The following is a 25,188-nucleotide window of genomic DNA, read 5'->3' as shown; positions in this document are numbered from 1 at the left end:
GCGCGACGGTGGATCGCAGCAAACTTGAATCGCTGAGCGCGATGTTGGACCAAATAGACCGGCTGCCAAAAGAACGCACCATGCCGCGGCGAGTTCCCTATCCCGATCTGCCGAAGGGCAAAAGCAGCTCAGCGAAGCGCCAGCGCCAATGGCTGTCGCTGCTGTGGTCCATTGAATCCGCAGCCGAAAGCGGCAAGCACGGGCTCAAGGGACTCACGGTCGCATTGGGCCGCATCATCGTCGCGCGGGAGTTGGAAGATTTCGTCCTCAATGCCGAGGAACATCACAAGCCGCCGCAAGACGTCGAGGATCTACTGTGGGACGAGCGCCTACCGCTCAACGCCGCCGGCCAGTCCATGCTGGATTTGATGCGCAAGCTGCCCCGCGCGCCGAGCGTCGAGATGAGCGAGACGGCCATTTTCCCGTCGCCTTGGGAACGGTGGCGCCTGTTCGCGGCAATAGGGGGGCTTGGCCAGGGCCGCCCATGGGGACCGTGGAAACAGGATCGCAATCACCGCGCCGTCGCTTGGAAGCCTTGGCCTGTCGTGTGGGTCGATAACGGCAACCACAGCACCATGGCCGCATTGGTGCGCGGCGGTGGCAAGCTGAAGTGCAAAGAAGCTTTTGACTTCACTCCGGTTCTTGAGGCGGTGCGAACCGATGGCATCACGTGGACACGTGCTGATGACGGCAGCGAAATTGGCCCTGTCCGCTCAATTCCAATGGCTGGAATCTTCCTTATAGGCCAGCATTTGGCTGGTATTGCCAAAATACAAAGTCCCGAAGACTAATAACTTGTTTTCACTGTTTTATGAAGCGAACACCATTGCTCTCTTTGCCTGACTATCAGCGGATTTTCCAGGTCGCCTACAGCGTCCTTGAAGCATCGGAAATCGCTATTACCCATAGGGCTTGCTTATTCTTTTCCTCAGTTGGCATGCTGCTGCTCAGAAAGGATTATAAGCTGCCGGCCACAATAAGTGTGGGATGCATGGCGTTGATGGTGGACGAGGAAAAAGACAGCGTCGTGGTGTACGGGCGCGAAGAGGAAGATAAATTTGTCTGCGACGAGAATGGATTCCATGCATGGGTCGAGTGCAATGGATGGATGATTGATTTTATGGCTCCTATCATGGGTGTAGCGTTTCGAGAGGACGGAGGCAATATAAAAGTTCCGCGGCGAATGCTGCAAAAACGACTCTCTGATCAAAAGGCAAGTCTTTCGGAGCTTCAGCGCGTCGGCGACTTCTTTGTCGTGCACGATATTTCACTTGCGGAAATAGTCCTCAATAACCAGCAATCCAACCAATTTGAAGACCTCAAAAATATTTGTTTGGAGTGGTTTCGCAGGCCACCCAAGGCACTGAGAAAAGACATCATGATGGGCGACAGCTACGTTGCAACTCCGAAACCGCTGACAACGGCGCGAGTACCTTCCATCGATGGGGTCTGGTAGCTAGGCATGGAAACAAGTTCTAAAGTCGTATGTGGTTTCGCAGGAAAGGAGAAGGTTTGTGATTGATAATGAAAATCTTAAAGTGGGCGAAGATATTATAGTGGTCAACAAAAAATCCTCAAGATACAACCAATTGGGAGAAGTGGATTACATAGTGCGTACCCCAGATGGGGAAATCAGGGTGGGTGTCATGTTTGGTTATGAGCGATGTTCATTTGGTATTTCTGAAATTGAGCGTGCATAAGGAGTGGGGGGCAAACGTAGGTGACGACAAGCCATATGCAAAACGCTAAAATTATTGGCTTTCAAGCTGGATAAGTCTACAATATTGAGTTTGCAACAGCTACAGCAACAGTAGAGAGGAAAGCATGGTTCCGAAATTTACAGATGATCCTCTTAGTGAGGAAGCCGAATTGTTATGCCCAAGCTGCGACGGCAACTACCTACATCATGAGCGCGTGGAAGTATACGATTGCGCTGAAGACGCTAATCGCGGGCTCGTTGTAGTGATCGAGGGCGAAAAAGCTGAGATTCGCACAACTCTCGATGGTAATCCGAGCAGGCGGCGACATGGTTTACGAGTCCACTTCCGGTGTGAACTTTGCAGTGCGAAACCAGTTTTCACTTTGGTGCAGCACAAGGGGCAAACGCTGCTTGAGATGAATAACTGAACACTGGGAAAACTCGCTTGTGGCCTATGCGATAGAGATATGGTGGTAATCGTGTGGACATGGCATAACCATCTGCCTCCCGTTTGCTGCAACAGTCTGCCATGGGTCGCCAAAATACGCGTTTCTAGGAAAACGCTGGGCAATTCAGGTCGCAGAATATGCGATTCAATGAAATCAAGGACTTGCGAAACATTTGTGAGTCGAAAATAAATTGCTCGGTGCCTCCGCTGGAACGTCAGTCGCAAACTATATCTTGATGTTTTTGTGTTTTTGAAATGAAGTTTGAAGCAATTTCCTTGTCCTATGGATCGGCAACCCGAAAAATTGTGCCGCGACTCAAGGGTAGAGTATTTCATATCACGAGCCCAGCCAACTTCATTTCGATAATAAAATCGGGGGCAATAAGCAACAATCAAAATGGGGTATTTCCGAAGAATTGGAATTGTAGTAGCTATTTTGCAAACAAGGGTTGCGTATCGGTCTGCGATCTCGTTAATAATAAAAAGCCGCGTGTAACTAGACAGAGATTTTTGTCAGACTATCGAATTTTTGGCCAGGGGTGGGGGGCGACGACTGTATTTATGTTTTTATCTCCGTTTGCCCATAAGCAGTTGATTACTTGGCGCTCTTGGCAGAAAGAAAAGGCCTACGGGCAACAAGTTGTCCCGGATCTGGAGTCAGGGTTTCCAGGTGAAATTCTTCTAGGTGATATCGAAGAGATTTGGTTTTTAACCATAACTGACATTAGAGTAAGCGAAGAATTGATAAAGGCCATGGAAAGTCCATTCATGAAAGCTGATTTATCGTTAAAATCCGAAGCGACCCTTAAATGGTGATTGTTGTTGATATTCGGACTGCGAAATTTAGCGTGTGGTGTGCGTTATGGGGTAAAACTCCCGAGCGGTGGCAGAGAATCGCGCTTGCGTCCGTGCTCTATCCAGCAGTTATCATCGGCCTTTCGGACAAACAGACTGAAGGACTGGTCCAGGCTAATGTAAGCCGTTCCGACCTGGCCGCCTGCTGTCGGCAAGGCCCGCAATCGGACTCCGGCCAACGCTAAATGGGTGCTGTGAGGGCCGTAAGTTGGCATCGTCCGGAAGACATTTCAAAGGGATATGCAAACCTTCGGCGCGGCTGCCATATCTTGTCAGCCGTGAGCAAACCTCAGCACTTTCCATTTCACCTGATGCGCCGCCTTTGCCCCGGCTACTGCACCCGTTTCTGCCCAATTGCCTGCCAGAGGAAGTATGCTGGGCTCTCTTTCGTGGAAATGCGGTACTCCTCGAAGGTCTTGTAACCAGCGTAGGCCGCGTACATCGTGGCGATGAGGCTGGCACCGGAGGTGGCGGTTGCTGCGGCAAGGCAGGCGACCGCGCCCAACCCAGTCAACACTCCCTTGCGTTTGAGTCGGCGGATGGCGCTGTCAACTTCGGTTAGTTGGATCTCCACCAACTCGTGCATGGCGTTCTCGGTCTTTTGACGGCGCTTTTCAGAGTCGGCTTCCAGCCGCAGTTCCCGATAGTGTTTCTCCAACTGCAGGCGAAACCGCCGGAACGCCTCTTCGTCTGACCGGGCGGCCATCAACCGCCCCATCGAAACGCTGTCGAAGATCGGCAAGTTGAGGTTTAGCCAGCCGCTGGACGTCGCCGTTGGAATGCTGCTGGACGTCACCTCCTCAGTGCTGTCGAGTACTGAAGCCGCGAAGCGGGACCGTGTCATGTACTGCGAGCCGAAGCGTGCTGACCACTGGATGTCGCGGCAGAGGGTTTCGAAGTGCATTCCCGCCGAACTGTTGACCGACTGCGACACCCACGCGTCGAACACTTCTCTCGATGGAAGCGTCTTGGGCATGCGCATCGCGACCTGTGCTCGCCCGGACTCCCGATCCCACGACACAACCTCCTGCTCAGCGAGGTTGTAGCCGAAGGCTCTTCCACGCTCCATGCCATCGAAGTCGATGCTAATCCTGCGACCGAGCTTGAGGTTCGGCTGAATCAACAAGCCTTTCGGGCTTGCGACGACCGACCTAACGTCGGCGGCTTCCTTGTAGAGCGCCCGCAGGTGAGGTGGCAAGACGCTTTCGAAGCCGTCGCTGGGAGCGTAGATCGGGATCTCAGCTGGCGCTTCGTCTTCAAGGGTGGTGGGGAAGAAGCGGACGTAGCCGTTCGCGACCAGAGATCGACAGGACAGCAGAGTTTTTGCCGCTTGGACGACTCCGTCCCGATCCAGTCTTTCTGGGTTTGGCATGCCGAACGCCTTGGACCATGCCGAAGTGATCTCATGGTCCGGCCGGGTCAACTTGAACAGCGGGTCGGTCATGATCACCGTGTCCAGATAGAAGGCGCCTTGCTTCAAGATCCTCTCGTCCGCGTTTTCGCCGACGAAGAGGCAGAGTTTTCCTGCCTCGGGAGAGACTTCCTCGAGCAGGTCGTCGAAATTGGCGATGCAGAAGTCGCGGTACTGCTTGAGTGCGATCTGCAACGCGACGTCCGAGACACCCTGGAACTGATCGGCAATCAGCGTCTTGTCCAGTAGCAGGCTGTTATTCAGGTGGCTATAGATGATCGAACCCATGAACGAAATTATCGGATGGGCGGTCCAGCGCGTAGCAAGTTGCCGCTTGTTTAATTCCCAACCTGTGTCGGCGCCGACGCAATTCGGTCGGCCACAACACCAACTCGTTTGGTGGCAGGTTCGGCCTCAACCGTGAAGGAAAATGAGCGGGAGGTCCATCGAAACGGCTGTGCGTGTGTACCGATCCGGCGCACCGCTGGAGGAGTGATTGAGATGTCATCCGTTGGAGACGGGCAGCCACAGGCCAGCCCCATCGAGAAAGGCGTCAGCACCGCGGCATCCGGACCGGCGGGCGCGCATTTCGAGCAGGAGGTTGCGGCCTCCTACCTGCTTGCCATGTTGTGTGGAGCACCGCCGCGCGGGATGCCCGGCGCACGGATCGAGACGGTAGATCTCCAGCAGGGCAACAGCGGGTACCCGTTGGACGACGTCATCGTGAGTGTGCTCGACGCCGCCGGGCAGCGAAAGTCGCTGGAAATCCAGGTAAAGCGGACAATCACCTTCAGCCCGAAAGACGAGGTCTTTATCAAGGTCGCCGGGCAGATTGCTGACACCGGCCAGACCGAACGCTTCAAATCTTCCACGGTGGAAATGGCCATCGCCGCGAGCCGTGGCTCAGCCAAGATCGAGGGGCCCTACCAAGACGTGCTGGCGTTGGCTCGCCAAGTCGACAGCGGCGCGACGTTCGCCCGAAACATCGGCATGCCCGGCGTCGGGAATCCTGACATGCGCCAGTTCGTCGCGACCTTCTCAGGGCACTTGGAGGCGAAGAAGGTTCCCTGCGATGACGAAGCGGTCTGGCAGCTTCTGCAACGGCTGCAGATTCTGGTCTTCGACTTTGAAGCGCCGGGCTCAGCGTCCCGAGACCTCGCCCGCGAGCGCTGCCGCGGTGCCCTTGCTCCCGAAGACGTGGCAAAGGCCGACGCGTTGTGGGCTGCCCTCACCGTGATCGCCTTCAATGCCGCGAAGCAGGGGGGAGCCGTTGATCGCTTGGCGTTGCTGGAGGCGTTGAAGCCCTACGGATTCAGGCTGGCTGGCGAACGGCGCCACGTGGAGGCCAGGCGCGCGCTTGCCGAGGCGTCCAGAGAGGCATTGGCTGACATCGAGGTCCGGGTGGGCGACGTGCAGTTGGCCCGCCTGCACTGGCTAGAGCAAGTCCGCAGCGCCCTGAGCGAAGGCCGCTACGTCGAGATTCGCGGAGAGCCTGGTGTCGGCAAATCGGGTGTATTGCGCCAAATGGCCGAGCTCATGCTGAGGGAAGGCCAGGTGATCGTGCTGAGCCCGAGCCGCTGCCCCGCGAAGGGCGGCACCGCGTTCTGCTCGTGCATGGGATTTCAGGGCAGCGCGCGCGAACTGCTGGCGGAGCTGGCAGCGGACGGCGGCGCCACGCTGTTCATCGACAACCTCGATTTCTATGACGAGGGCATCCAGGCGACCGTTGCCGATTTGATGCGGGCGGCTGCTGGCATCGCCGGTGTGTCCGTGATCGCCACGGCGCGCATTGGCTTCGGCGTCGATGACACGGACTGGCTCCCGGCGGACGCGCTCTCGACGCTGAAACGCGGCAAAGCAGTCGTCATTACAGACCTGTCCGAAGGTGAGCGAGACGAGCTACGCGTGAAGGCACCAGCGCTGGCACCACTGCTTGCGCCAGAGCACCCCGCGCGAAAGGTCAGCGGCAATCTGTTCCGCCTCGACCGCTTGGCACGGCGCCCGGCTGCAGAACAGGCGCTGCGCACCGAAGTTGAACTTGCGAATCTGTGGTGGAGCTATGCCGATGGCGTCAAGGATGCCGGCTGGCGCGATCGAGGCCGCCTTCTCGCATCCATGGGACAGCAAGCGCTCAAGCATCAGGAAGCGTACGACAGCACTGACGAACCCTCGCCGGCTGTTGAGGCGCTGGTGGCCAGTGGAACTCTTCGAGAACTGCAGCGCGACCGGTTGGAGTTCCAACATGACGTGCTTCGGGAATGGGCCATCGGGTTCACGCTGCACGACCACCCGAAGCTGATCGATTCGCTGCCGCTGGACAAGCCGGCCAGCGCAGCCATGGCGCGAGGTATCGAACTCGCCGCCCGGCTAAGCCTGGAGCGTGAAAAGAACGACGAGAAGTGGCGTGGGCTGCTGCAGCAGGTCAGTCGGCCAGGCGCCCATAGGTCTTGGAAGCGCTACGCGCTGTTGGCCGTGATTCGCTCTGAAGCGGCGGACAGCCTTTTGCCTCGCGTACAGCCGGCATTCCTGTCCGAGGATGCGGAACTGCTCAAGGAGTTCGTCAGCACGGTATCCACCGTGGAGGTGAAGTCGCTGGCCGAGATGCTGGCGGGGCAGTCCGTCGAACTGACCGCCCCCCTCTTGGCTCTCCGCGTGCCCAAGGGAGAAGGCTGGCCAAGCTTAATCGCGTGGCTGCTGAAGCTGGGACTTGCGCTGCCCGCGATTGCCATCCCTGATGTCGTTAAGCTTTTTCGCGTCTACTTGTACGGCACGCTCGGCCTCGGGCCGCTGGTTGTTGCGATCACGCGCCAGTTCGGCATCTGGCTGCGTGACTTGGAACCCCAGGAGAAGCGCTCCTGGCGCGATCCGCCTGCTCCCACTCTCGTCGATTGGACTGGGTTGGGTCAGGAGGAACGGCGCCATCTGCGGCAAGACCTGCACGACAATTTCCTGATGTTTGCTCAGCGGGCGCCAGATCTGGCGCAGGCTTACACGCGCGCATTGATCGATGACTTGGACCGCAACCAGCAGCTTGCCGAGGATGTGGTATGTCGCCCCTTCAACCTGGTGCTCGCCGCACCTGAGGAGTTTGCAGAGCTGGTTGCGTTGGCTTTGATCGAAGACCCGAAGTCTGACGACGATGACATAGGGCACGGGCGCAATGAGCCCTTCACGTTCCTAGACAGCAACTTCATCCCGGTTTCGCCAGCGCAGGGGCCATTCTTCCTACTTCTCACCCATCGGCCGGCCATCGGGCTCGGCTTGGTTCGTCGTCTCGTCTCCCAGGCCATCGGATGGGTCGCGAAAGGTGGGGACGCCGGCGAAGACCGCCTTGTCTTGAACTTTGGGGGCGTGGAGCGGGAGTTCCCGTGGACCTGGAGCTACCAGTGGTCTCGCGAGAGCAACTTCTACGCGATGAGCAGCGCGTTGCAGGCGATGGAGGCGTGGGCCCACCGGCGGCTGGATGCGGGTGAGCCGTTCGCGGCGGTGCTTGCCGACGTGCTCGGTCCGCCAGGCTCTTGTGCGGCGTACGTGCTGGTCGCGGTCGACCTGGTGCTTTCGCACTGGCCAGCGTCTCGGGATAGCGCCCTGCCATTCTTATCGTCTCCCGAGCTCCTCAGCCTGGATGTTGAGCGCGCTGCACGTGACCAGATCGCACCCAGCGAGCTGTTCGACGTCTCCCGGGCGTTCGGTCTGGGCGAGTTGGCGCGCGAGCCTCAGGGTGAGGTGAGCACTGCTGAACTGCGTAAACGGCCTTCACGCCGTACCCGCCTGTCGGAGCTGGTTGAAGAGTTTATGGCCAGCGCCGGACCCGAGAAGGGCCACCAGCTCGTCGATGCCCTGTCGGCAGCAGCGACGCGACTCGGGCCCTACAGGGCGCATCACGCGCTCGCCAATCCGCCGTTCATGGTTAAGCACGCGCTGAATCTGGCAGACAGGTCCAACTGGAAAGATGTCGAAGCTACACGTCAGGATGGCACCAAGGTCTTGGAGCGCAGGTACATGTCGCCTGCCGAAGAGGAGGCGCATCTGTCCGGATTGCGCGCTGCTCGGGCCGTGGAAGACCAGAACGTAAGAATGACGTTGGGGCTCAACCAAATCTTGAGATCCTCTACACGGCTGGCACCAGACCAGTTGCAGGGCGCCATTCAGTGGGCACGAATGCCCGAGCGAGACCCAAGCACCGCTGCAGCCAGCCCCGACGATGCGGCAAAGGACGAACGTATGGCCGTCCTGACAGTGGCCTTGCTCGTGATAAGGGATGCCGACGCGGATCTTCGCGAGCCGAACGCTGAGTGGGCTTGCGCCTGCTTTGACGCGGTCTTGAGTGATCCCAAGCCGGACGGCGTGCTACAGGTCCGGGACGGGCTGAACTACAACCCGTTGGCGACAAGCTTCGCTGGGCGCTTGTTCGCGCTGCGGTTTCGCTGCACACCCGCGGATATCGAGTCCGTGTTGACGGTAGCTGCCCGCGGCGTCCATGAAGTTGCGCACGGGTTAGGCGCGGCAATCGATGCAGTCATGGCTGCCGATCCGCGGGTGGTCAAGTCTTTGATTCGTTGTGCGCTGCACAGCTGCACCAGTCCACGTCGGCGCTGGAATACCAAGCCGGAAGTAGAGGCCGAACTGAAGGCCGAGCGGGACAAGCTAGTCCAACAGGCGGTCACCGGTGAACTGCAATGGTTGGCAGGCGCCGGTGCCGAACCGGGTTGGCCGATGCCCCCGCGCAGGGAGCCGCGCCCGCGCGCGGGCATCCGCATCCCGATGCTACCAGCCGCCGCCGAGAAGATCGTCACGCTGGAAGAAGCGCTGTCGGCACCGGAACAGGACGAGCCGGCAGTCCCGTTTGATCTCTTTGACGACGAAGACGAGATCGACCCGCCGTGGTTCAGCCAGCAGTCGGCCGCCCTCTGGCTGAAGCAGTTGAGCGGCATGCCCGTAGACGGGTTCCCCTGGCTGTCGGAGATGGTTGAGGCCTACATGCCTTGGACGATGACGGCCAACGGCGCCGAGATGACCGACGGCGGGGAAGTCAGTGATGCGCCAGGCGAATGGAATCAGGTGTTCTTCGATTTCCTCGCACGGACGCTTCCGCACGACGATCTACAGAAGGCGCTGACCCTGATTAGCTCCATGTTCAAGCTGGGCGATCAAAACTTCTTCGACCTCACGGGCATCTTCACGCGCGCACTCGACGAGAACTACTTCGGTCCGGCGCGCCGTCCGTCGACTACGGTCGCCGTCGGCATCCGTGAGGCGCTTGCTGACCATCTCATCACCACTTGGGGCTGGCGTCGCGCACAAGGAGAGAAGGACAGCTTCAATGAGCGCTATCTCAGCATGGCGGTCGCTGGGATGTTCTTCAACAGCCAAAGCATCATGGCGCCGTCGAATTGCTACCTCAACGCATTGGATATCGATCGCTTGGGCGATTTCCTTCCGGTGCTTCAGAAGCTCGTTGCTGCTGGTCCGTCCTACAAGGTTGCCGAGGTCCTGCTGAACTTGCTGGCGGTGTCACCGCGGGCCGAGCATCTGCCTCTGCTCGCGGTGGCTTGCCGCCGCTGGCTTGAAGCATTCGCCGGCTTCCCGGTTTTCTGGGTGGACTTCGGCATGGGCGCCCGGTGGTGCAAGGTTGTCCAGGCGGCGATTGGCAGCGATGACGGACCCCTCGATCCAACTCTAGGCGCCGACCTGCTCCACCTGGTCGCGGAACTTATCGCGTTGGGTGTTGCAGAAGCCCCCTGCCTGGAGACCGCACTGGCGGGGCGTTAAGGCCTGCTCGAAGCGACTACTCCGGCCAGTCGTCGTCGGCCAAATCGTCGTAGAACGACTGGCCGACATCCGGCCGCAGGCCTGCGGCACACAGTGCCACCATCAGGCCGGTGGAGTCCACGCCGGCGCCGAAGCACAACACCACAAGCCGGCCATCAAGAGCGCGGCGCTGCGTCACGCGCTGGCGCTCGGTGAGTACCTTGTCCATCTATTGGTCCTCGCTGGGCCTAGAGGGGCCGCCGTGACGCGCACAGCGCGGCCCTGCTATTTCTTGGCCCCTGCCTTTGCAGCAGGGGCAGGCGCGGTGTCAGCCCTTGGCCCGCAGTACGGGCGGCAACCACCGCGTGCCCTGCAGCCGCTGCTGCGCCAGGGCGACGGCTTCACCCTTCTTCAGCCCTTCCAGGCCCGCCGCCGCTTCTGCGCCTGCGGCTTCGCGCACCGCGTCAACGACCTTGGCCTTCGGCACGGCATTCAGGTAGCTCTCGGCTGTCGGCTCCCACCAGTCGCCCATGTCCAGATCGACGGCGGCGGCGATGGCGTCCGCGATGGGCTGCGGAGCCTCGCGCCCCTGCACCGCATTGAGCGTGCTTGCGGTGCAGACGGCCGTAAGCGGCTGGGGAAGTCATGCAGCGCCGGGACGGCGCTGACGGCCGAGGAACTCATCCGGCCGGTTTCCAGCGATGCGGCAGCAGCGCGTCAATCTCGCTGGCTCGCTGTGTCGGCAGCCGCGTGAGCACGTCCTTAAGGTACGCGTAGGGATCGTGTCCGTTCAGCTTTGCTGACTGGATCAAGCTTGTGATGGCCGCGGCGCGCTTGCCGGCCTGGAGCGTGCCTGCGAAGAGCCAATTTTTGCGACCGGTGCTCCAAGGCCTGATCTGCTGCTCGTCGTGGTTGTTGTCGATCGGCAGGGCCGGGTCGCTGAGGTAGCGCGTGAGCGCAGCCCAGCGGTTGAGGCTGTAGTCGAAGGCCGTGGCAGTGGCCGTACCGTCGGTGACGCGCGCACGCTCGGCCTTGAGCCACTTGAGCAACGCCTTCGCGATGGGCACGGCCAGCTCCCGGCGTTTTTCCAGCCGCTCCTGCGCACTCTTGCCCTTGATGAGGCGCTCGACGTCGTAGAGCAGCCCGAAGTATTCCAGGGCCTTCTCAGCGAGCGTGCTCTTGTTGGCCACGTGCAAGTCGAAGAAGTACCTCCTTGCATGGGCCATGCAGCCTGATTCGGTCACGCCCTGCCGGAACAGCGCGGAGTAACCCGTGTAGTCGTCGCACACCAGGCTGCCGAGCCAGCGCTTTTCCTTGTGCTCCTCGTCGTCATGCCCGAGGAAGGCTCGGGCATGCTCGCCCGCTCGGCTCATGGCGAAGTCGTAGACCACGGCCTTGATCGGCTCCATCGGGCCGGAGGCGTAGGCCCACAGGTAGGCCTTGTGGACCTTGCCGGTCTTGGGAGCCAGCAGGCCTACCGGCGTTTCGTCGGCGTGCAGCACGGCGCAGCGCAGCAGCTCGGCTTTGAGCGCGTCCACCAGCGGCTGCAACCGCACGCCGCACTGCCCCAGCCAGGCCGCCAGCGTGGAACGCGGGATGGCCAGGCCCGCCCGACCGAAGATCGGCTCCTGGCGGTACAGCGGCAGGTGGTCGTTGTGCTTGGCCACCGCGACGTGGGCCAGCAGCCCGGCCGTCGGGATGCCCTTGTCGATGATCTGCGCCGGCACCGGGGCCTGCACCAGCGTGCGGCAGTGCGCGCAAGCCCACTTGCCGCGCACGTGGCGCTCCACCGTGAAGGTGCCGGGCGTGTAGTCAAGCTTCTCGCTGACGTCCTCGCCGATGCGCTTCATCGCGCAGCCGCAGCGGCAGTTCGTGTCCTCGGGCTCGTGGTAGACGTCGCGGCGCGGCAAGTGGGCTGGCAGCGGGGCGCGCTTCGGCTTCTGCTTGGGCTCGCTGTCGCGCGGCACCGAGGCCTTGAGCGCTTCGAGCTGCGCCTCGACGGCCGCGATGTCGGCGTCGATGTCCTCGTCGAAGAGCAGCTTCTGACCAGGGTCGAAGTGCTCGCTCTTGGCGCCATAGCGCAGCCGCTTGAGCTGGGCGATCTCGTAGGTCAGCTTGTCGATGGTGGACTGCTTGAGGTCCATCTCGCGCTGCCGCTGCGCGATGAGCTCGTCCTTGCGCGCCACCTCGGCCATGAGCTCCAACAGCACCTGGCGCATCTGCTCAGGGTCCAGCGTGTCGAAGCGGTCGTCGGTGATCACGGCCGTGATCGTGCCAGCTCTGGCGGCGAAGCCGCCATAGGCACATCCGGCAATTGAGCCGCGCTACACCACCGTGATGACGCCGGCCTCGCCGATGCGCCGCCACGGCAGCCCCAGCACCAGCGCGTCGAACTGCGGCTGGCTCAGCGTCAAGGTCGCGCTGCCGTCCCGGGGCCAGACGAACTTGCCGGCGTTGAGCCGCCGCGCCGCCAGCCAGATGCCGATGCCGTCGTGCACCAGCACCTTCATGCGGTTGGCTCGCCGGTTGGCGAAGCAGTACGCATGGTGCGGCCGGGCCGCACCGAAGACGGCCACCACACGGGCCAGCGCCGTGTCCATGCCCGCGCGCATGTCCAGCGGCGCGGTGGACAGCCACAGGGCTTCGACGCGGATCACCGCAGGATCTCGCGCAGCCAGGTCGCGCACTCGGCAGCGGCTTCCAACGGCCAGGTCACAGCGACTGTCGTGCCGCCGCGGCGCAGTTCGATGCGGATGTCGCTGGCCACCGGCGCGGGAGCCGGTGGCAGTGCTACGGGGATGAATGCCGGTTCGCTTGGCGGTGTTGCCAGTGGTGGAGATGATGGTGGCCGCGGCGCGCAGGCCTCCCGTGCCTCGCGGCGCCACGTCTGCACGAGGTTGGCGTTGAGGCCGTGCGAGAGCGCCACTCCTGCGACCGACACGCCGGGCTCGGCGCACTCGGCCAGCACGCGCTGCTTGAACTCGGCGTTGTAGCGGCGGCGGCGCTTCACACTCTTCTCTTCGATCGTGCCCATTTGTTCGCTCATGGGCACGATCGTCACCGTTAAAGCGTCTGGTGCTCAACCATGACTTCGCCAGCCGCTTACAGACGGCCAGCAGGTCCAGCACCTGCGAGTCATCGGCTTTGAGCACCCAGGCCAGCAACGAGCGCTGATCACCGGGCAACAGGTTGCCCCACCGCTCTTGGTGCGCTTCCATTTCTTGCTGCGCCTTGCACTCGGCCAAGTCCGCGCCTTCCTTTCGCACATCGGCGGTATCGGCGCGAATCTCGACGGGCCTGTCACCGGAGGCGCAGCGCGACGACAAACCGGTTTGCACGGCCAGTTGATAGGCCAGGACACGCAGCGCCACGGCCGGACTGTCCGCAAGCGTGGCGCGCAGTGCGGCCGTGCGGTGTGCAGTCAGTTGCCGCAGCAACTTTTCCGAGTAGTCGGCCTTTGCCTTGGCATGCGCCGTGCTCGCGCCAGTGGTGCCCGGTGCGGCCTGTGCCTTGCGATATTCAACACGCACCAGGGCGCGCAGCACGGCCAGTTCGCCGCGCTGATCGACGTACACCACCGCGCCGGCCAGCGGCAGATCGCGGGGGTCGATCTGCTGCAGGGTCTGTTCAATCGCCTCACGCTCGGCTTCGGCCTGCTGCTGCTGCGCTTCTAGGGCGTCGATGGCCGCGCTGTCGGCCTCCGGGTCCAAATCCTCGATCTGGCCTTCCAGTTCCGACACCAGCGCCTCGATGGCGTCCAGGCGTTCTTGCTGTTCTTCAGTCGGGTCCACATCAAGAGTGCGGCACCGCTCCCACACTTGCCGGTCGGTGTAGCTCAGGCTGGTGCGGACCTCCACCCACTGCCAGCCCTCGGCGCGCACAGCTTCGGCCTCACGCTCCAGGCGTTCCAGCGCAAGCCGCTCCAGCAGGGCGGGCTCTGTCATGTACCCCGGCGAGTTTGCGTCGTCGGAAAAAAGGTCACGGCGCACATTCCCGCCCGCCGCCTCGTAGGCTGCAAAGCCGACGAACCGCGCCAAGAAATTGTCTGCCGGTATATCGCGCTCAGTCAGTTTCCGGCGCAGATTGTGCGCAGACCGCTCCCAGGACGACGAGTTTTCCCAAATCTGTTCTTGAAGCTGATGATCTTCCGTCAGGGTCAACGCCATCAACTGTTCAAGTTCGATTTTGTCATCCCGGTACAGCGCCATGAGCTTGGGGCTAATCTTGGCAATTTTCAGTCGGCGCTCTACTGTGAGCACGCTGATACCCCAGGCGTCGGCAATTTGAGAAACCGTCTTGCCTTGGTCAAGCATGGCTAAGAAGGCATTGAGCAAATCGCTTCCATGCAGTGCTTCTCGCCCGCAGTTTTCGGCCAAAGAAACCGAAAGCGCGTCCTCCTGGGAAACCTCCAGGCAGCGCACCGGGAAATCAGCAGGAATCTTGCCCTGAGTGAACAGCAGATTCAGAGCTTCCAAGCGGCGACCACCGGCAACAACGCCATAGCGACCGGTGGGCTTGGGTGCCTTCTTGCCCGAGAGTTCGGCGCGCACTATGAGGTTTTGCAGCAAGCCCTGCGAATAAATCAGCGCCGCCAATTCTTCGACACTTCGCGCCGGGCTCTTTTTTCTGACGTTTAGGGCATCCCTGAAAAGATACTTCAGCGGCACGGTTATTTCCCGGCCTTGCACCTGCTTGACGGCTTCGGCAATCTGAGTTTTTTCAGAGAAGTCCATGTGCTACTCCAAAAAATATCGGGCTTTGAACCCAGCAATGACTTTGCAAATAATCCGGGAAGTCTCCCGGCGCGTAGATCAATGAATTACTTATGACCTAGACCTAAATATATCTGCTTTCCGGGAGGGCGTGGAGAATCGGGATTAAACTCTTACAAGCCAAACCAAATAGAACTGTATTAAATAGGATTGAACCCTATATTAGAGACATGGAACCAATGACTCACGCACCTGAATTAGTGATGCTTCATTGATTCCAGATTGCAACCTTCTACGTGGAGATTCCCAGATGGCACACATGATCGACTGCACCACCGGCCAAGCTGCGATGGCTTTTGTTGGCGATGCTCCCTGGCACAAGCTGGGTCAACGGCTGACCGCTGGCGCGGATCTCGAAACCTGGCGCCGTGAAGCCGGTTTGGCGTACACGGTCCAGCGCACGCCGGTCCTGTTCCAGCGCGCCGATGCCGGCGCCACTGACCGCGTCGAGGCGATGGAAGGGCGGGACGTGCTCTACCGCTCCGACACGGGCACCGCGCTGTCGGTCGTGAGCCGGGGCTATCAGGTCGTGCAGCCGGGCGAGGTCCTGGACTTTTTCGGCAAGCTCGCCGAGGCCGGCGGCTTCGTGCTGGAGACGGCCGGCGCGCTGTCGGATGGCAAGCGCGTGTGGGGGCTGGCGAAGGTCAACGACGGCGCCCCGGTCGTCGGCCAGGACATGGTGCGGCCGTATCTGCTGCTCGCCACGAGCTACGACGGCACCATGGCGACCACGGCCAAATTCACCAGCATCAGGGTCGTGTGCAACAACACGCTGACCATGGCGGCGGGCGGCTCGATGAATGGTGCCGGCTGGCAGTCCGAGCAGGACACGACTGAAGGCCCGGTCGTGCAGTGCGTGCGGGTGCCGCACATGCGCAAGTTCGACGCGGGCGCTGTGCGTCAGCAACTCGGCATCGTGCTTACGGCGTGGGACCGCTGGTTGGTCGAAGCCCGGCTGCTCGCCCAGGTGGACGTTACCGAGGCGCAGGCCGACAAGTTCGTGGCGGACCTGCTGCTGTCGATCCAGGCCGCGCCCAAGGGCAAGCCGTTGCCAGACGTGCGCGCTAGCCGTAGCTACAAGCGGCTGATGGGCCTCTTTGGCGGAGCGCAAATCGGCGCCGACCTCTGCGGGACGCGCAGTGCATGGGCGCTGCTCAACGCCGTGACCGACTACGTAGACCACGAGCGCGGACGCACTGATGACACGCGCATGACCTCAGCATGGTTTGGTGCCGGCGAGGGGCTGAAGCTGCGCGCTTGGGACGGCGTGCGCGCCCTGGCAACGGCGGCGGGCGCGATGCCGGCCGAGGGCATCGCCTCCTGATGCAAAGCGGGGAGCCTGCTGCGGGCTCCCCGCACCCATGAATGCCACGCCCTAGAAATCAGCTATGAGCACTGTCTCTCCCGCCGAGGCCCAGCGAGCACTTTTGGCGCAGGTGGCAAGGGAGCGCGCCGCGGAGCGCGTTCACGGCGCCGGCGACGCCAATCCCTTTTCCCCTGGCTGCGACACCGCGCTCAACGTGCTGCGCTACGAGCTGCAGCGCATCGAACGCCTCACCCCTGAACAACTGCTGCACGGCGCCCAGCGCGCCGTTTGAAGGAGCCTGACCGTGCCTTACGACTCCATTGCCCCCGGCGTCGGCTTCGCGCCCGGCCTGATCCCGTTGGGCAACACCACGGCGCCCATGCTTGAACACACCGCAGGCCGCGACCGCATCACCAACCTGGTTGACGCCATGCGCGGCGACATTCCGCGTAGTGAGCGGCGCGAGATGGCTGACGGCTGTTTAGATGCGCCGCACATCATCCCGGCCGGCAGCGTGACTCGCTATCTGGACAAGTCCGGCCTCATCGGCATTCGGTTCTCGTGGCGCGATCAACTGGACTGCGGCGCTTTGGCATGGCTCATCAAAATTGAGCGCGTGAGCGCGGGGCGGCGCGACGGTTCCTTCCCGTGTTGGTGGGATACATGGGAAGCGTGGGCCATCCATGCCGCGCAGCACTATCCGCGCGAGCTCGCTGGCGTGGCTGTTGCCTGATCCGTTGCCATGATGAACACCAAACCCTTTGCCGCCCTACCTGCCTCACCCGCTGGCCAGGAGTGGTGAGCCGATAGCTGGACCGGGTGGCATTCCCACGCACTGCGGGCCGAGGCCGAGGCAGCGGCGCTGCGTGCCGAGCTGGCGACCGAGCGTCAACGCAGCGCTGAACTACTGGCGCAGCTGCAGGCAGCCGCCGGCGCGTCTCGTTGAACGGCTCAGCGCAATCACCACATAACAACATACTGGGTACTTGGAGCCCCATTCTCCTTACAAGGTGAGGTGTCCTATACCGCACGGCCTAACTCCCCTTTCCCTTCCCTTCTCCGCACTTCAACAGCGCACAGAGACGGAAAACGCTCAGGCAGTCAGCCAACAAGAAACAAGTATGTTGTATGGTCGTCTTGCCGACACGGAGACATGCAATCGCCCCTCGTGTAAGTCATTGTTCCCGTTGGAATCCGAGCGATTACACGCGCTGGTTATTCCAGCGGCAGGCTTTCTTGCTCCAGCGGCTGCGTGCGCTTCGTCAGCATCAACGTCGGATGCTCACCCGCCGCCAGCAGCATGAGCGTCCACCGCCAGTTGTTGAGCTTGCGTGCTTTGCCGGAGCGATCAGAAGCTCGCTCGATGTCGCTTACTCCCTGTGCGTCCGTCAGCCCGAGGATGCTGGCGGTGAAATCCAGCGTCCATCCCATACGCAGCCGGACCGCGCGGACTTGTTCTCCAGTGGGCTCGGGCAGCTCGGGATAAATCGGCTCGATGACGATTTTGGGCCGGCCTCGCTTGGGGCGCTCGGGCGGCGCAGCACCATCGCTGGTCGCAGACATCATGTGTTCCCTCGAATGGATTTGGCCACCAATGTTAGGCCCTTGTTCTATGCGGTCTCCCGGGCAAATTTCGGGAGCCGTGGCGGCCCGGCCAGCGCGCGCCGGCGTGTGCGCTGTTCCATGGCACCTAGCTGCTGGCGCAGCACGACGCAGGCAGCGCCTTGACCTGGTCAAGCTTCCCAAATCACAGGAGCCCACCCCGGCCGCGCCGTCCTCCAGCTCGCCGGCGTGCTTGGCAGTGAAAAAGCAATTCATGGTGAAAGCTCCGCAGGTGGTTTGCCATTGAGATCCTGGCGTTCGAGGTAGTCAGCATTGAGCACGCCGGGCGTCCCAGGCGGATTGCATTTCGGGCACGCGACGCCGCGTTTCGCTTCAGAAATCGTGTCGAACACCAGCCACCCCGACTTGACCTTGCAGCGGCTGCAGGACATACGGCAAATCGGCTTTCCAAGGTCTTCAGCCCGCCCGCAATGCGCTGTTCCCGCATCGAAGACGTGCATCAAGACCCGCGGCCGGGCCCGGGGCGGCAGCAACTCAGGAAAGAGGTCCAAGTTATGGCGTCTCACTCTGCTGCCCTCGCACAACGGTCAATGCACCACACACGTGGCCCAGCTGCTCGCCGCGATGCGGGCAAGCTCGACACCGATCCTCGGTCCTAGGGTGTTCAGCCTGGCTGGAGGAAACTGGACGCGGTATCGCGGCTGGACAACAGCCAGGCCTTCCCGCGCATAGATCAGTGCAGGAGCGCAGTACTCGGACTGCTTACCGGACCTGGGCGTTGAACCTTTGGGCATCTGCGCTTCGCGCGGAGACAGTTCAACGCGAACCATGACGCGACCGTCAAAGCGCAGCGCGGCACGCACCTGGTCCGCAGTCAGCTCCTCGTCCGCGGTCACGATCACGTTGTCCATGCCGTCCACGGTCCACTGTTGCTGTTTTCCTGGCATCGGTGGCCTTCTGTTCAATGGTCCATCTCGCATGCGTTTTCAACGCCGTGCCGGCGCAACTTGGCGCCCCTGGTCCAGAGTGCCAGTGTGTAGATCAACGATGTAGCGGAAGCTCAGTACCGTCGCAGGGCCTGGCCAAGCGCGCCACGCCTCGCGGATCGCGGCCCTTTGCTTGCGCGTTTGCCGCGCGAGCGTCACGGCAGCTTTCGCGCCAAACGCGGGCCTCGTGGTCAGAGCGGCTGCCGCCGCGGCCGCCGTCGAAAATCTGTCGCGCCTGCCTCAGCTGGCGTTGCTCGTGGCGCCGCGCTTGCGCTTGCGTGGCGTGGCCCCCGTGTTTGCGCTTGGCTTTCACCGCTCACCTCCGCGCAGCCGGTTCCACTCAGCCGTGAACCCTCCTACTACACGTGCCCCTGGCGGCAGTTGATAGCGCGGGTCATGGCCGACGCTCGGACAGTGCGTAATTCGCACCTCGCGCCGCGGTAGCTGCTGATCCGCCGGCGGCACTCCACCACCCAGCTCGCCAATGGTGATGCCGTGGATATCCATCAACTCGTGAATGCGCGCCAGCGCGTAAGCCGCGCCGAGGTCGCTCACCGTGATGCTGTGCTCACGCATGAGCGCTTGAATGCGGCTGATCGCCGCCCGCGCGGCTGCAGGGCGGCATCCAACGACAGGGCGCCGTCGACGCGGCTTTGACGCCAGTGGGGTGTGGGCAAGGCCGGTGGCCACGCCCACGGGCTCGGCAAGAGGAACGGCGGACATGAGCACTCTCCTTGGCACGAGAAACGGGAAGAAAGAGGGCGGCAGCGCGTGCGCTGCGCGAGGGGGGAAGCGGGGGAGCGCCCCACCGCCGCTGGTGTCGCCCTGAAAAGGGAAGAAAAAAGGGTGGCAGCGCATGCGCTGCGCGGGGCAGGAAGCGGGGGAGCGCCCCACCGCCGCTGGTGTCACCCTGAAAACTTGATTGACTGCGTCAGCCTGGCCGTCAGGACGCGGTGCGCCGACGCGGCTGCGGGGCCGGTGCTGCAGCGGGCTGCTGGCGCGGCGGCTGGTCCAGGCCCGCACGCAGCCGCTCATGCATGTCGGTGAGCGTGGCGCGCAGGTCCTCGTCGGGCACGTCGCGTAACTGCTCGCCCAGGGCATCAAGCGTTTCGCCATCGCCCCGGTCGGCTGCGCGCTGCATCTGCTCGGCAAAGGCATCGCCGTCAAAGCCACGGCGAGCCTGCGGCGGCGGTGCCATCGGGCGCGCTGGTGCAGATGCCGGCGTGGTAGCGGCGGCGTCCTGGTCATCGGCTGCCGAGGCTGGAGCGGGCGCGGCTGGCGGCTTCGCGCGCTCGCGCAGCGCGGCCTTGGCCTTATCGGTGGCGCTTAAAGCCGGGGAGACAGCGCCAGCACCACTGCCCGCCCCTTGCGCATCGTTGGCCGCCGGCGGCACTTCGACTGGCTCAAACCAGTCGGCCACTGTGCTCATTTCATCGCGCAGGCTGACATAGACCCGCTTCAGCCCCACCACCTGCGCCGGCTGGATCGCTTCTATGCGGCGTTGGATGCGGCGCTCGATCTGTTCCTTGGTAACGCCAAATTCGCTGGAGAAGGTGTCGAGCAGCCGCTTGATGCCCTCGGGGGTAGTGTCGGCCTTGGCGCGCAGCGTGGCGCTGGCCTGCTCCATGGCCATTTCCGTCACGTCGCCCGGTATCTGCGCCAGGATGCACGCGCGCTTGCGCCGCGCGGCCTGGTTGGCGCAAAGTTCATAGATGTCGCGCTCGCCCTTGAGCCGGTAGCCGCCCTCTTTCGTCTCGCGCCAGTGGCGCACGAAAAACTGGATCACCTCGCGGTTGGTCGTCTCGTAGTCCACGCAGAAGGCTTCGACCTCGGACACGCCCACGCCGTCCGGCCCGACATAGCGGCTGATCTCGCGCCAGCCGCTGGAAATGTTGCCCCACTGCTGAGCCATGGCCTCGGCCGCCCGGATGCTCGGCCCCACCACGTCCGAGCCGCCGCGGCTGTATTGGTACTGCGCTTTCTCGGCCAGGGTCTGCCGCGTGAAGGCATTGCGGATCTTGTCGCAGGCCTGGATGACGTTGCGCGGGAAACGCTTGGCCATCATTGCCAGCGCCATGACCTCGGCGCTTTCGCGGGCCTGCACGGCACGTGCGCCGGCGCTCTCGGCCACGCCGCGCGATGCGCCGGGCACGGCATCAAACGGGTTCTGAACCACTTCAACGTCGCTCATGAATCTCTCCAGTGAAGGGAAACAGGGATGGCCCGCGCTGTAGGCGCTGCCGATTCCCAAAAAAGCTCACTTGTCGTCCTTGAGCCGGAATTGCCGGCCGGGCTCGCCGGTGCGCAGAAACTCCCGATAGAGCTCCGGGTGCGCGGCTTCAAACGCTGCGGCGTCGAAGCGCCGTGCGGGCTTGGTCGCTTTCCATGTGGCGAGGGTGTGGCCGGTGGCGTCCACCAGCGTGTCGGCCTCGCGCAGCGCGCCCATGAGCCGCGCTTTCAGCGCCGCCTCGGCCGCGTCCAGCTGCTCGCGCTGCGCGCGGATGGCGCGCAACTCGTGCACCGCGCGCAGCACATCGGTGTCGGCCCTGGCCTGTCCAGCGCGACAGATGCCGCCGAAGCGCGCGAGCATGTCGTCCAGGCTGACCGGCTCAGGCGGCTCGCCACGCTCCACCAGCCGCCAGAACTCGGCGATGCCGTCCTCGATCAACTCCTGCAACTCGTGGTCGGCCTCGATCACGAATTCGTCGTAGTCCGCACCACCAAACAGCACCGGCACGAACGACACCTCGACGCTGGCCAACAGCATTTCGTGCTGCACTTGCAGCAGGTAGTGCTGCGGTATGTCGGGCGAGCCCGACTCGCCCCAACCTTGGCGCGTGCGCGCGGTTTTGGCCTGCACGTTGAAGCTGCCCGGCACCCAGGCGTCAAGGTGCGCGAACATGCGCCCGCGCCGCATGGTGTCCGGCGCAACCACCAGCAGATCGTCCGGGTGCGCGCGCTGGAACTCGGACAGGATGAAAGGCTCAGCGGCCAAGCCGAAGCGCATCGCCAGGTTGTCGGGGGCCGCAGGGGCTTCGCCGCGTTTGACTTGGTAAAGCTCGAACCGCGTCTGGTACGGACTCAGGCCCAGGGCCGCGGCGCACTCGGAAGCGCCCACGCCAGTGCGGCGCAGTGCTCTTTGGGCATCGGTGAGCATGGCGCGGCCCTCTGCTTCAGAACGGGCAGGTGTGGTCCGCCATGGCGGCCAGTTCGTCGTCGCCCTCGGCCGCCGGCAAGTGCTGCAAGTACGCGGGCATGAACGCCCACGGCCCGCTGGCCAGGAGCAGCAGCACCAGCCCCAGCGCGGTGCATTCCCTATCCGCGATCACTACCCCTTCGCAGCCCGAAAGCGCCTTGGCGTCCTCGGGATCAAACGGAAAAATTTCCTGCGCCAGCAGTTCAGTTACAGCAGCGCATACGCGCACGCGTTGACCAGGTTGGAACGCCATGTGCGCCATGGAATGCGGCTTTGCCTCGCTTCGTTTCAACGCACTCAGCAAGTAGCTCGGCGCAAACGACTTCCGCCCTTGGGCATCTGTGGTGAGAGTGCCTTGCGGTGTGGTGCGGCTGGACTGCTGCGCCAGCCGCTCGCGCAGGTGCGGCTTGGACACGGCCTTGTTGGCGCCGGCGAGCCGGTTATTGACGACGGGTCCGAGAGCGTTGGACATGGTGCAACTCCAAGGGACGGTAGAAAGCCGGCATGCGGGCCGCCGGCCAAAGCCCGGGAAACTCAGCGCCAGAACGTGGGTGCGGACAGCAGCGCCAGGACGAGGCCAGCAATGCAGCCGGCGACTTCCCACGCCACGGAGCGGGTGCGGTCGTTGCGCGTGTGCGTGAACGTGTCGGCCATGGCTTGTTCAGCCAAGGCGTCGTCGCTTTCGTAGAGATCGCGCATGGCCTACCCCTTCTGATTCCGCACCGGGCACCCTGCACCGCGCTGGCAGCGGTGCTCGAACTGACAAGGCGGGCAAGCCGGGTCGTCGCCTTCCTCAGCCACACAGGCGGCTTCGTGCTCGCGGATCAGTGCTTCAACGAGGCGGCGCTCCAACGGGTCCGTGGGCAAATGCGCGGAGAGCCAGTGAATGGCGGACTGGTGGACAGCGGCACTCATGAGATAGCTCCCAGGGCACGCGCCACGGCCACATGCGCCGCTTCAACCAGCACCGCCAGGGCTTCGGTACTGGGTGCAGCAGGTAGATGCGCCAGGGCTTGAGCAACGGCGAACAGATCGGGCGCGGCCTTGAGCAGATGCGCGTTCGCCAGGACTGGCACCACGGCGACCAGACCGCCAGGGCTCGGCAGGTTGTCGTGATGCAAGGTTCGCCCGCTGGCTCCCAGGTAGTACGGGCCGGGTTCAAAACCGACGCCATGGGAAGAAAGCTGTCGGCCGAAGGCTGCCGCATGGCCCCGCACCGGGGGCCACGGGCTGCGCGTGATGCACAGCCCTTCCATTTAGAACCCCATGCGGGCGTGGTGGACGCGCTCGCGTTCGGCAATGAAGCGGTCCTCAGCGCGTGCCGCTTCGTAGTCCAGATCAACGAACTGATTGGGTTCGCTGTCATCGGCCAGCAAGCCCTTGTAGGCGGCTTCAGCCTGAGCCAGCCAAGACTTCAGTTGGTCTGCGTGGAACAGGCCGGCGTCCTCGCACAAATCAATTTCGTGACCGTTAACGATGCAGGCCAGAGGAATGATTTCAAAATCAGAGCCCCGGTGGTCCTCGCTGATTTCGACTTCGTATTGGATTTCAACCGGCAAGGTGCCGAAGGTGCTGTTGAAGCTGAGAGCGTTAGAGGAAAGAGAATTCACTGCTATCTCCTACTGCACCTGCCCTGGTGCATGGAGTAATTATAATTTGATATCCCTATTTATATAGGTTTTAGCCCTATCTAATGTGCGACAGTTTGTTAAAGTATAGGTTTCAACCTGATTTAAAGCGTATATTTAAGCTGTCCCAACAGGAGATGCAGATGAGCACCCCAACCCAAGTTGAAGTCGCCCGCACACGCTTTCAATTAAGCGTGATTCGCTGCATTGGTTGCAGCTTCGTAGTTGGCGCTGCGACTGCATTCGTCGCCGGTTTGATTCAAGTCCTCTAACCAATATGCGGGGGCCTTCGGCCCCTTGCAGAAGCCTTTTATGCCGCGCACGACGATTTAGGCGCTGTGTGCAATGAGGCCATGGGGGCTCTGCTCGGCGCATATTGACCCCGAGAGCAGCAACCATTTTTGGCTGGCCAATAGATGCGCTAAAGGCGCATGCTTCAACATGGGTGACGGTCTATAAAACTCGTGGGGTGGACCATGGCCATAAACGTAGAGCAGGCGCAGCGCGCGGCTGAAGTCCGGCGCAAATGCCTGCGCCCGTTAGTGCCGTGGACAGGACGTGAACGCACATGGGCAATTGAAATGGTGCAGCGCGCTTGCGCAGGCGAGCGGGTGCCGGGGTACAACCTGCGGCTGGCGCTCGATGCGCTGGCCAAGCCGTTCGCGTCGTGAGCAGCGCCAAGCGCTGCAAGCGCGGCGCCTCAATGGATTGGGAGTGACATGGCTACCAGCCACCAGCACAAACAGCTCGTCGCCCTTGGCGTGCGTTGGGTGAAACAACAGGGGTTCGCGGTGGTGGCCTCGGAGATCAACGCCGGCGGCAGCCGGGAGGTGGCCGATGTGATTGGCTTTCGCTCAAGCTGCTCGGTGTTGGTCGAAGCCAAAGCCAGCCGGCGCGATTTCCTGGCCGACCGGCTCAAGCCTGAGCGCCGGGGCACCTGCCGCGGCCTGGGTCTGTACCGGTTCTACCTGGCGCCGCCTGGCGTGATCGGCGTGGCCGACCTGCCGCCGGGCTGGGGGCTGCTGCACGCGCAGGACGCGCGCGTTATCGACGTTTTCAGAGCGCTGGGCAACATGTGGCCTGGGCCTGGCTCCGAACTTCAGGGCTGGGCAGGGTTCCAGCACCAGGTTGACGAGGCGGCCGAGCGCGGAGTGTTGTTTTCCATCGCACGGCGGCTGACCGAGGCCCAATCACGCAGGCCGGACAGGCAGCAGCTCACGCCGCAGTCATTGCCCTGAATTGAGAACACGATGTTGAGCGGCAACCTCATGACCCGCGAGGCACGCCGCCCCTGCTGGTATTGCCAGCACTACGGCGGGCTGCTGGCCAATGAGATGAACTCGCGCTGCAACAAGCCCGGTGCGGCGCTGGTAGTGGCACAGCCCGCACATGGCTGCGCACACTGGACACGCGAGCCTGGCACTGATGACGAAGATTGGAGCCCACTTGATCCGCCACAGCGCACAGGAACGAGCGAGTTCAGCCCAACGGGGACAACTTTTGAGTGATCGAAGTGCCGTAACGGCTGTCTCCTGTTTGCCAGCGGCTTGGCTGCCCCCTCAAGTGACATGAT

Annotated in this window: 25 protein-coding genes; 10 read left to right on the top strand and 15 right to left on the bottom strand. The window is 62.4% G+C overall.

Features of this window, described 5'->3' with window-relative positions:
* Positions 1-8: 8 nt before the first annotated feature.
* From SM757_RS22110 to SM757_RS22095, 4 genes are all read left to right on the top strand, one after another.
* Entirely contained in the window at positions 9-791 is a 783-nt protein-coding gene (locus SM757_RS22110; RefSeq protein ID WP_322467058.1) for a DUF6710 family protein, read from the top strand.
* A gap of 20 nt (positions 792-811) precedes the next feature.
* Positions 812-1,456, top strand: a complete 645-nt coding sequence (locus SM757_RS22105; RefSeq protein WP_322467057.1) for a DUF2026 family protein — start codon at positions 812-814, stop codon at positions 1,454-1,456.
* 58 nt (positions 1,457-1,514) lie between these two features.
* Complete coding sequence (locus tag SM757_RS22100) at positions 1,515-1,700, top strand: hypothetical protein (RefSeq protein WP_322467056.1); 186 nt, start codon at positions 1,515-1,517, stop codon at positions 1,698-1,700.
* A 702-nt stretch (positions 1,701-2,402) separates the two neighbouring features.
* Positions 2,403-2,963 (top strand): hypothetical protein, encoded by a 561-nt coding sequence (locus SM757_RS22095; RefSeq protein WP_322467055.1) that lies wholly within the window; start codon positions 2,403-2,405, stop codon positions 2,961-2,963.
* Between the two features lie 370 nt (positions 2,964-3,333).
* Here the strand turns inward: SM757_RS22095 and SM757_RS22090 are convergent, their stop codons facing one another.
* Positions 3,334-4,701, bottom strand: coding sequence for a hypothetical protein (locus SM757_RS22090; protein ID WP_322467054.1), 1,368 nt, complete (start codon positions 4,699-4,701; stop codon positions 3,334-3,336).
* 213 nt (positions 4,702-4,914) lie between these two features.
* Here SM757_RS22090 and SM757_RS22085 point away from each other — a divergent pair, with 213 nt between their 5' ends.
* Entirely contained in the window at positions 4,915-10,185 is a 5,271-nt protein-coding gene (locus SM757_RS22085; RefSeq protein WP_322467053.1) for an ATP-binding protein, read from the top strand.
* 16 nt (positions 10,186-10,201) lie between these two features.
* Here SM757_RS22085 and SM757_RS22080 read toward each other — a convergent pair whose 3' ends face one another.
* From SM757_RS22080 to tnpB, 4 genes are all read right to left on the bottom strand, one after another.
* Entirely contained in the window at positions 10,202-10,393 is a 192-nt protein-coding gene (locus SM757_RS22080) for a hypothetical protein (protein ID WP_322467052.1), read from the bottom strand.
* 99 nt (positions 10,394-10,492) lie between these two features.
* Positions 10,493-10,759 (bottom strand): hypothetical protein, encoded by a 267-nt coding sequence (locus tag SM757_RS22075; protein WP_322467051.1) that lies wholly within the window; start codon positions 10,757-10,759, stop codon positions 10,493-10,495.
* A gap of 85 nt (positions 10,760-10,844) precedes the next feature.
* Positions 10,845-12,383 (bottom strand): IS66 family transposase, encoded by a 1,539-nt coding sequence (tnpC, locus tag SM757_RS22070; RefSeq protein ID WP_322467095.1) that lies wholly within the window; start codon positions 12,381-12,383, stop codon positions 10,845-10,847.
* A 105-nt stretch (positions 12,384-12,488) separates the two neighbouring features.
* Positions 12,489-14,897 carry an IS66 family insertion sequence element accessory protein TnpB gene (gene tnpB / locus SM757_RS35660; protein ID WP_456062121.1) on the bottom strand — a complete coding sequence of 803 codons (2,409 nt, stop codon included), beginning with the start codon at positions 14,895-14,897 and terminating at the stop codon, positions 12,489-12,491.
* 289 nt (positions 14,898-15,186) lie between these two features.
* Between tnpB and SM757_RS22050 the strand changes: the two genes are divergently transcribed.
* The 3 genes from SM757_RS22050 (at position 15,187) to SM757_RS22040 (ending at position 16,975) form a co-directional block, all read left to right on the top strand.
* Positions 15,187-16,260, top strand: coding sequence for a DUF932 domain-containing protein (locus SM757_RS22050; RefSeq protein ID WP_322467050.1), 1,074 nt, complete (start codon positions 15,187-15,189; stop codon positions 16,258-16,260).
* A 64-nt stretch (positions 16,261-16,324) separates the two neighbouring features.
* The gene (locus SM757_RS22045; RefSeq protein WP_322467049.1) at positions 16,325-16,534 is read left to right on the top strand and encodes a hypothetical protein; all 210 of its coding nucleotides are present in this window, start codon (positions 16,325-16,327) and stop codon (positions 16,532-16,534) included.
* 12 nt (positions 16,535-16,546) lie between these two features.
* Positions 16,547-16,975, top strand: coding sequence for a hypothetical protein (locus SM757_RS22040; RefSeq protein ID WP_322467048.1), 429 nt, complete (start codon positions 16,547-16,549; stop codon positions 16,973-16,975).
* Positions 16,976-17,457: 482 nt separating this feature from the next.
* Here the strand turns inward: SM757_RS22040 and SM757_RS22035 are convergent, their stop codons facing one another.
* From SM757_RS22035 to SM757_RS21990, 10 genes are all read right to left on the bottom strand, one after another.
* Positions 17,458-17,808 (bottom strand): hypothetical protein, encoded by a 351-nt coding sequence (locus SM757_RS22035; RefSeq protein ID WP_322467047.1) that lies wholly within the window; start codon positions 17,806-17,808, stop codon positions 17,458-17,460.
* A 248-nt stretch (positions 17,809-18,056) separates the two neighbouring features.
* On the bottom strand, positions 18,057-18,356 hold the full coding sequence (locus SM757_RS22030) for a hypothetical protein (protein WP_322467046.1): 300 nt from the start codon (positions 18,354-18,356) through the stop codon (positions 18,057-18,059).
* A gap of 36 nt (positions 18,357-18,392) precedes the next feature.
* The gene (locus SM757_RS22025) at positions 18,393-18,716 is read right to left on the bottom strand and encodes a hypothetical protein (protein ID WP_322467045.1); all 324 of its coding nucleotides are present in this window, start codon (positions 18,714-18,716) and stop codon (positions 18,393-18,395) included.
* 384 nt (positions 18,717-19,100) lie between these two features.
* Positions 19,101-19,514 (bottom strand): hypothetical protein, encoded by a 414-nt coding sequence (locus SM757_RS22020; protein WP_322467044.1) that lies wholly within the window; start codon positions 19,512-19,514, stop codon positions 19,101-19,103.
* Positions 19,515-19,734: 220 nt separating this feature from the next.
* The gene (locus tag SM757_RS22015) at positions 19,735-20,982 is read right to left on the bottom strand and encodes a hypothetical protein (RefSeq protein ID WP_322467043.1); all 1,248 of its coding nucleotides are present in this window, start codon (positions 20,980-20,982) and stop codon (positions 19,735-19,737) included.
* Between the two features lie 66 nt (positions 20,983-21,048).
* Complete coding sequence (locus tag SM757_RS22010; RefSeq protein ID WP_322467042.1) at positions 21,049-21,948, bottom strand: YqaJ viral recombinase family nuclease; 900 nt, start codon at positions 21,946-21,948, stop codon at positions 21,049-21,051.
* A gap of 16 nt (positions 21,949-21,964) precedes the next feature.
* Positions 21,965-22,459, bottom strand: a complete 495-nt coding sequence (locus SM757_RS22005; RefSeq protein WP_322467041.1) for a hypothetical protein — start codon at positions 22,457-22,459, stop codon at positions 21,965-21,967.
* A 62-nt stretch (positions 22,460-22,521) separates the two neighbouring features.
* Positions 22,522-22,686 carry a hypothetical protein gene (locus SM757_RS22000; RefSeq protein ID WP_322467040.1) on the bottom strand — a complete coding sequence of 55 codons (165 nt, stop codon included), beginning with the start codon at positions 22,684-22,686 and terminating at the stop codon, positions 22,522-22,524.
* Between the two features lie 212 nt (positions 22,687-22,898).
* On the bottom strand, positions 22,899-23,243 hold the full coding sequence (locus SM757_RS21995) for a hypothetical protein (RefSeq protein ID WP_322467039.1): 345 nt from the start codon (positions 23,241-23,243) through the stop codon (positions 22,899-22,901).
* Complete coding sequence (locus SM757_RS21990; protein WP_322467038.1) at positions 23,244-23,597, bottom strand: hypothetical protein; 354 nt, start codon at positions 23,595-23,597, stop codon at positions 23,244-23,246. It abuts the gene before it with no gap.
* Between the two features lie 494 nt (positions 23,598-24,091).
* On the opposite strand from SM757_RS21990, the gene SM757_RS21985 reads away from it, so the two are divergent.
* Complete coding sequence (locus SM757_RS21985; protein ID WP_322467037.1) at positions 24,092-24,286, top strand: hypothetical protein; 195 nt, start codon at positions 24,092-24,094, stop codon at positions 24,284-24,286.
* Between the two features lie 48 nt (positions 24,287-24,334).
* Complete coding sequence (locus SM757_RS21980) at positions 24,335-24,853, top strand: hypothetical protein (protein ID WP_322467036.1); 519 nt, start codon at positions 24,335-24,337, stop codon at positions 24,851-24,853.
* Positions 24,854-25,188: the final 335 nt, after the last annotated feature.

Origin of the sequence: Azohydromonas lata (assembly GCF_034427735.1) — a bacterium.
Taxonomy (GTDB): domain Bacteria; phylum Pseudomonadota; class Gammaproteobacteria; order Burkholderiales; family Burkholderiaceae_C; genus Azohydromonas; species Azohydromonas lata.
The sequence above is the reverse complement of the archived record's forward strand: the minus strand, read 5'-3'. Positions and strand labels throughout refer to the sequence as shown.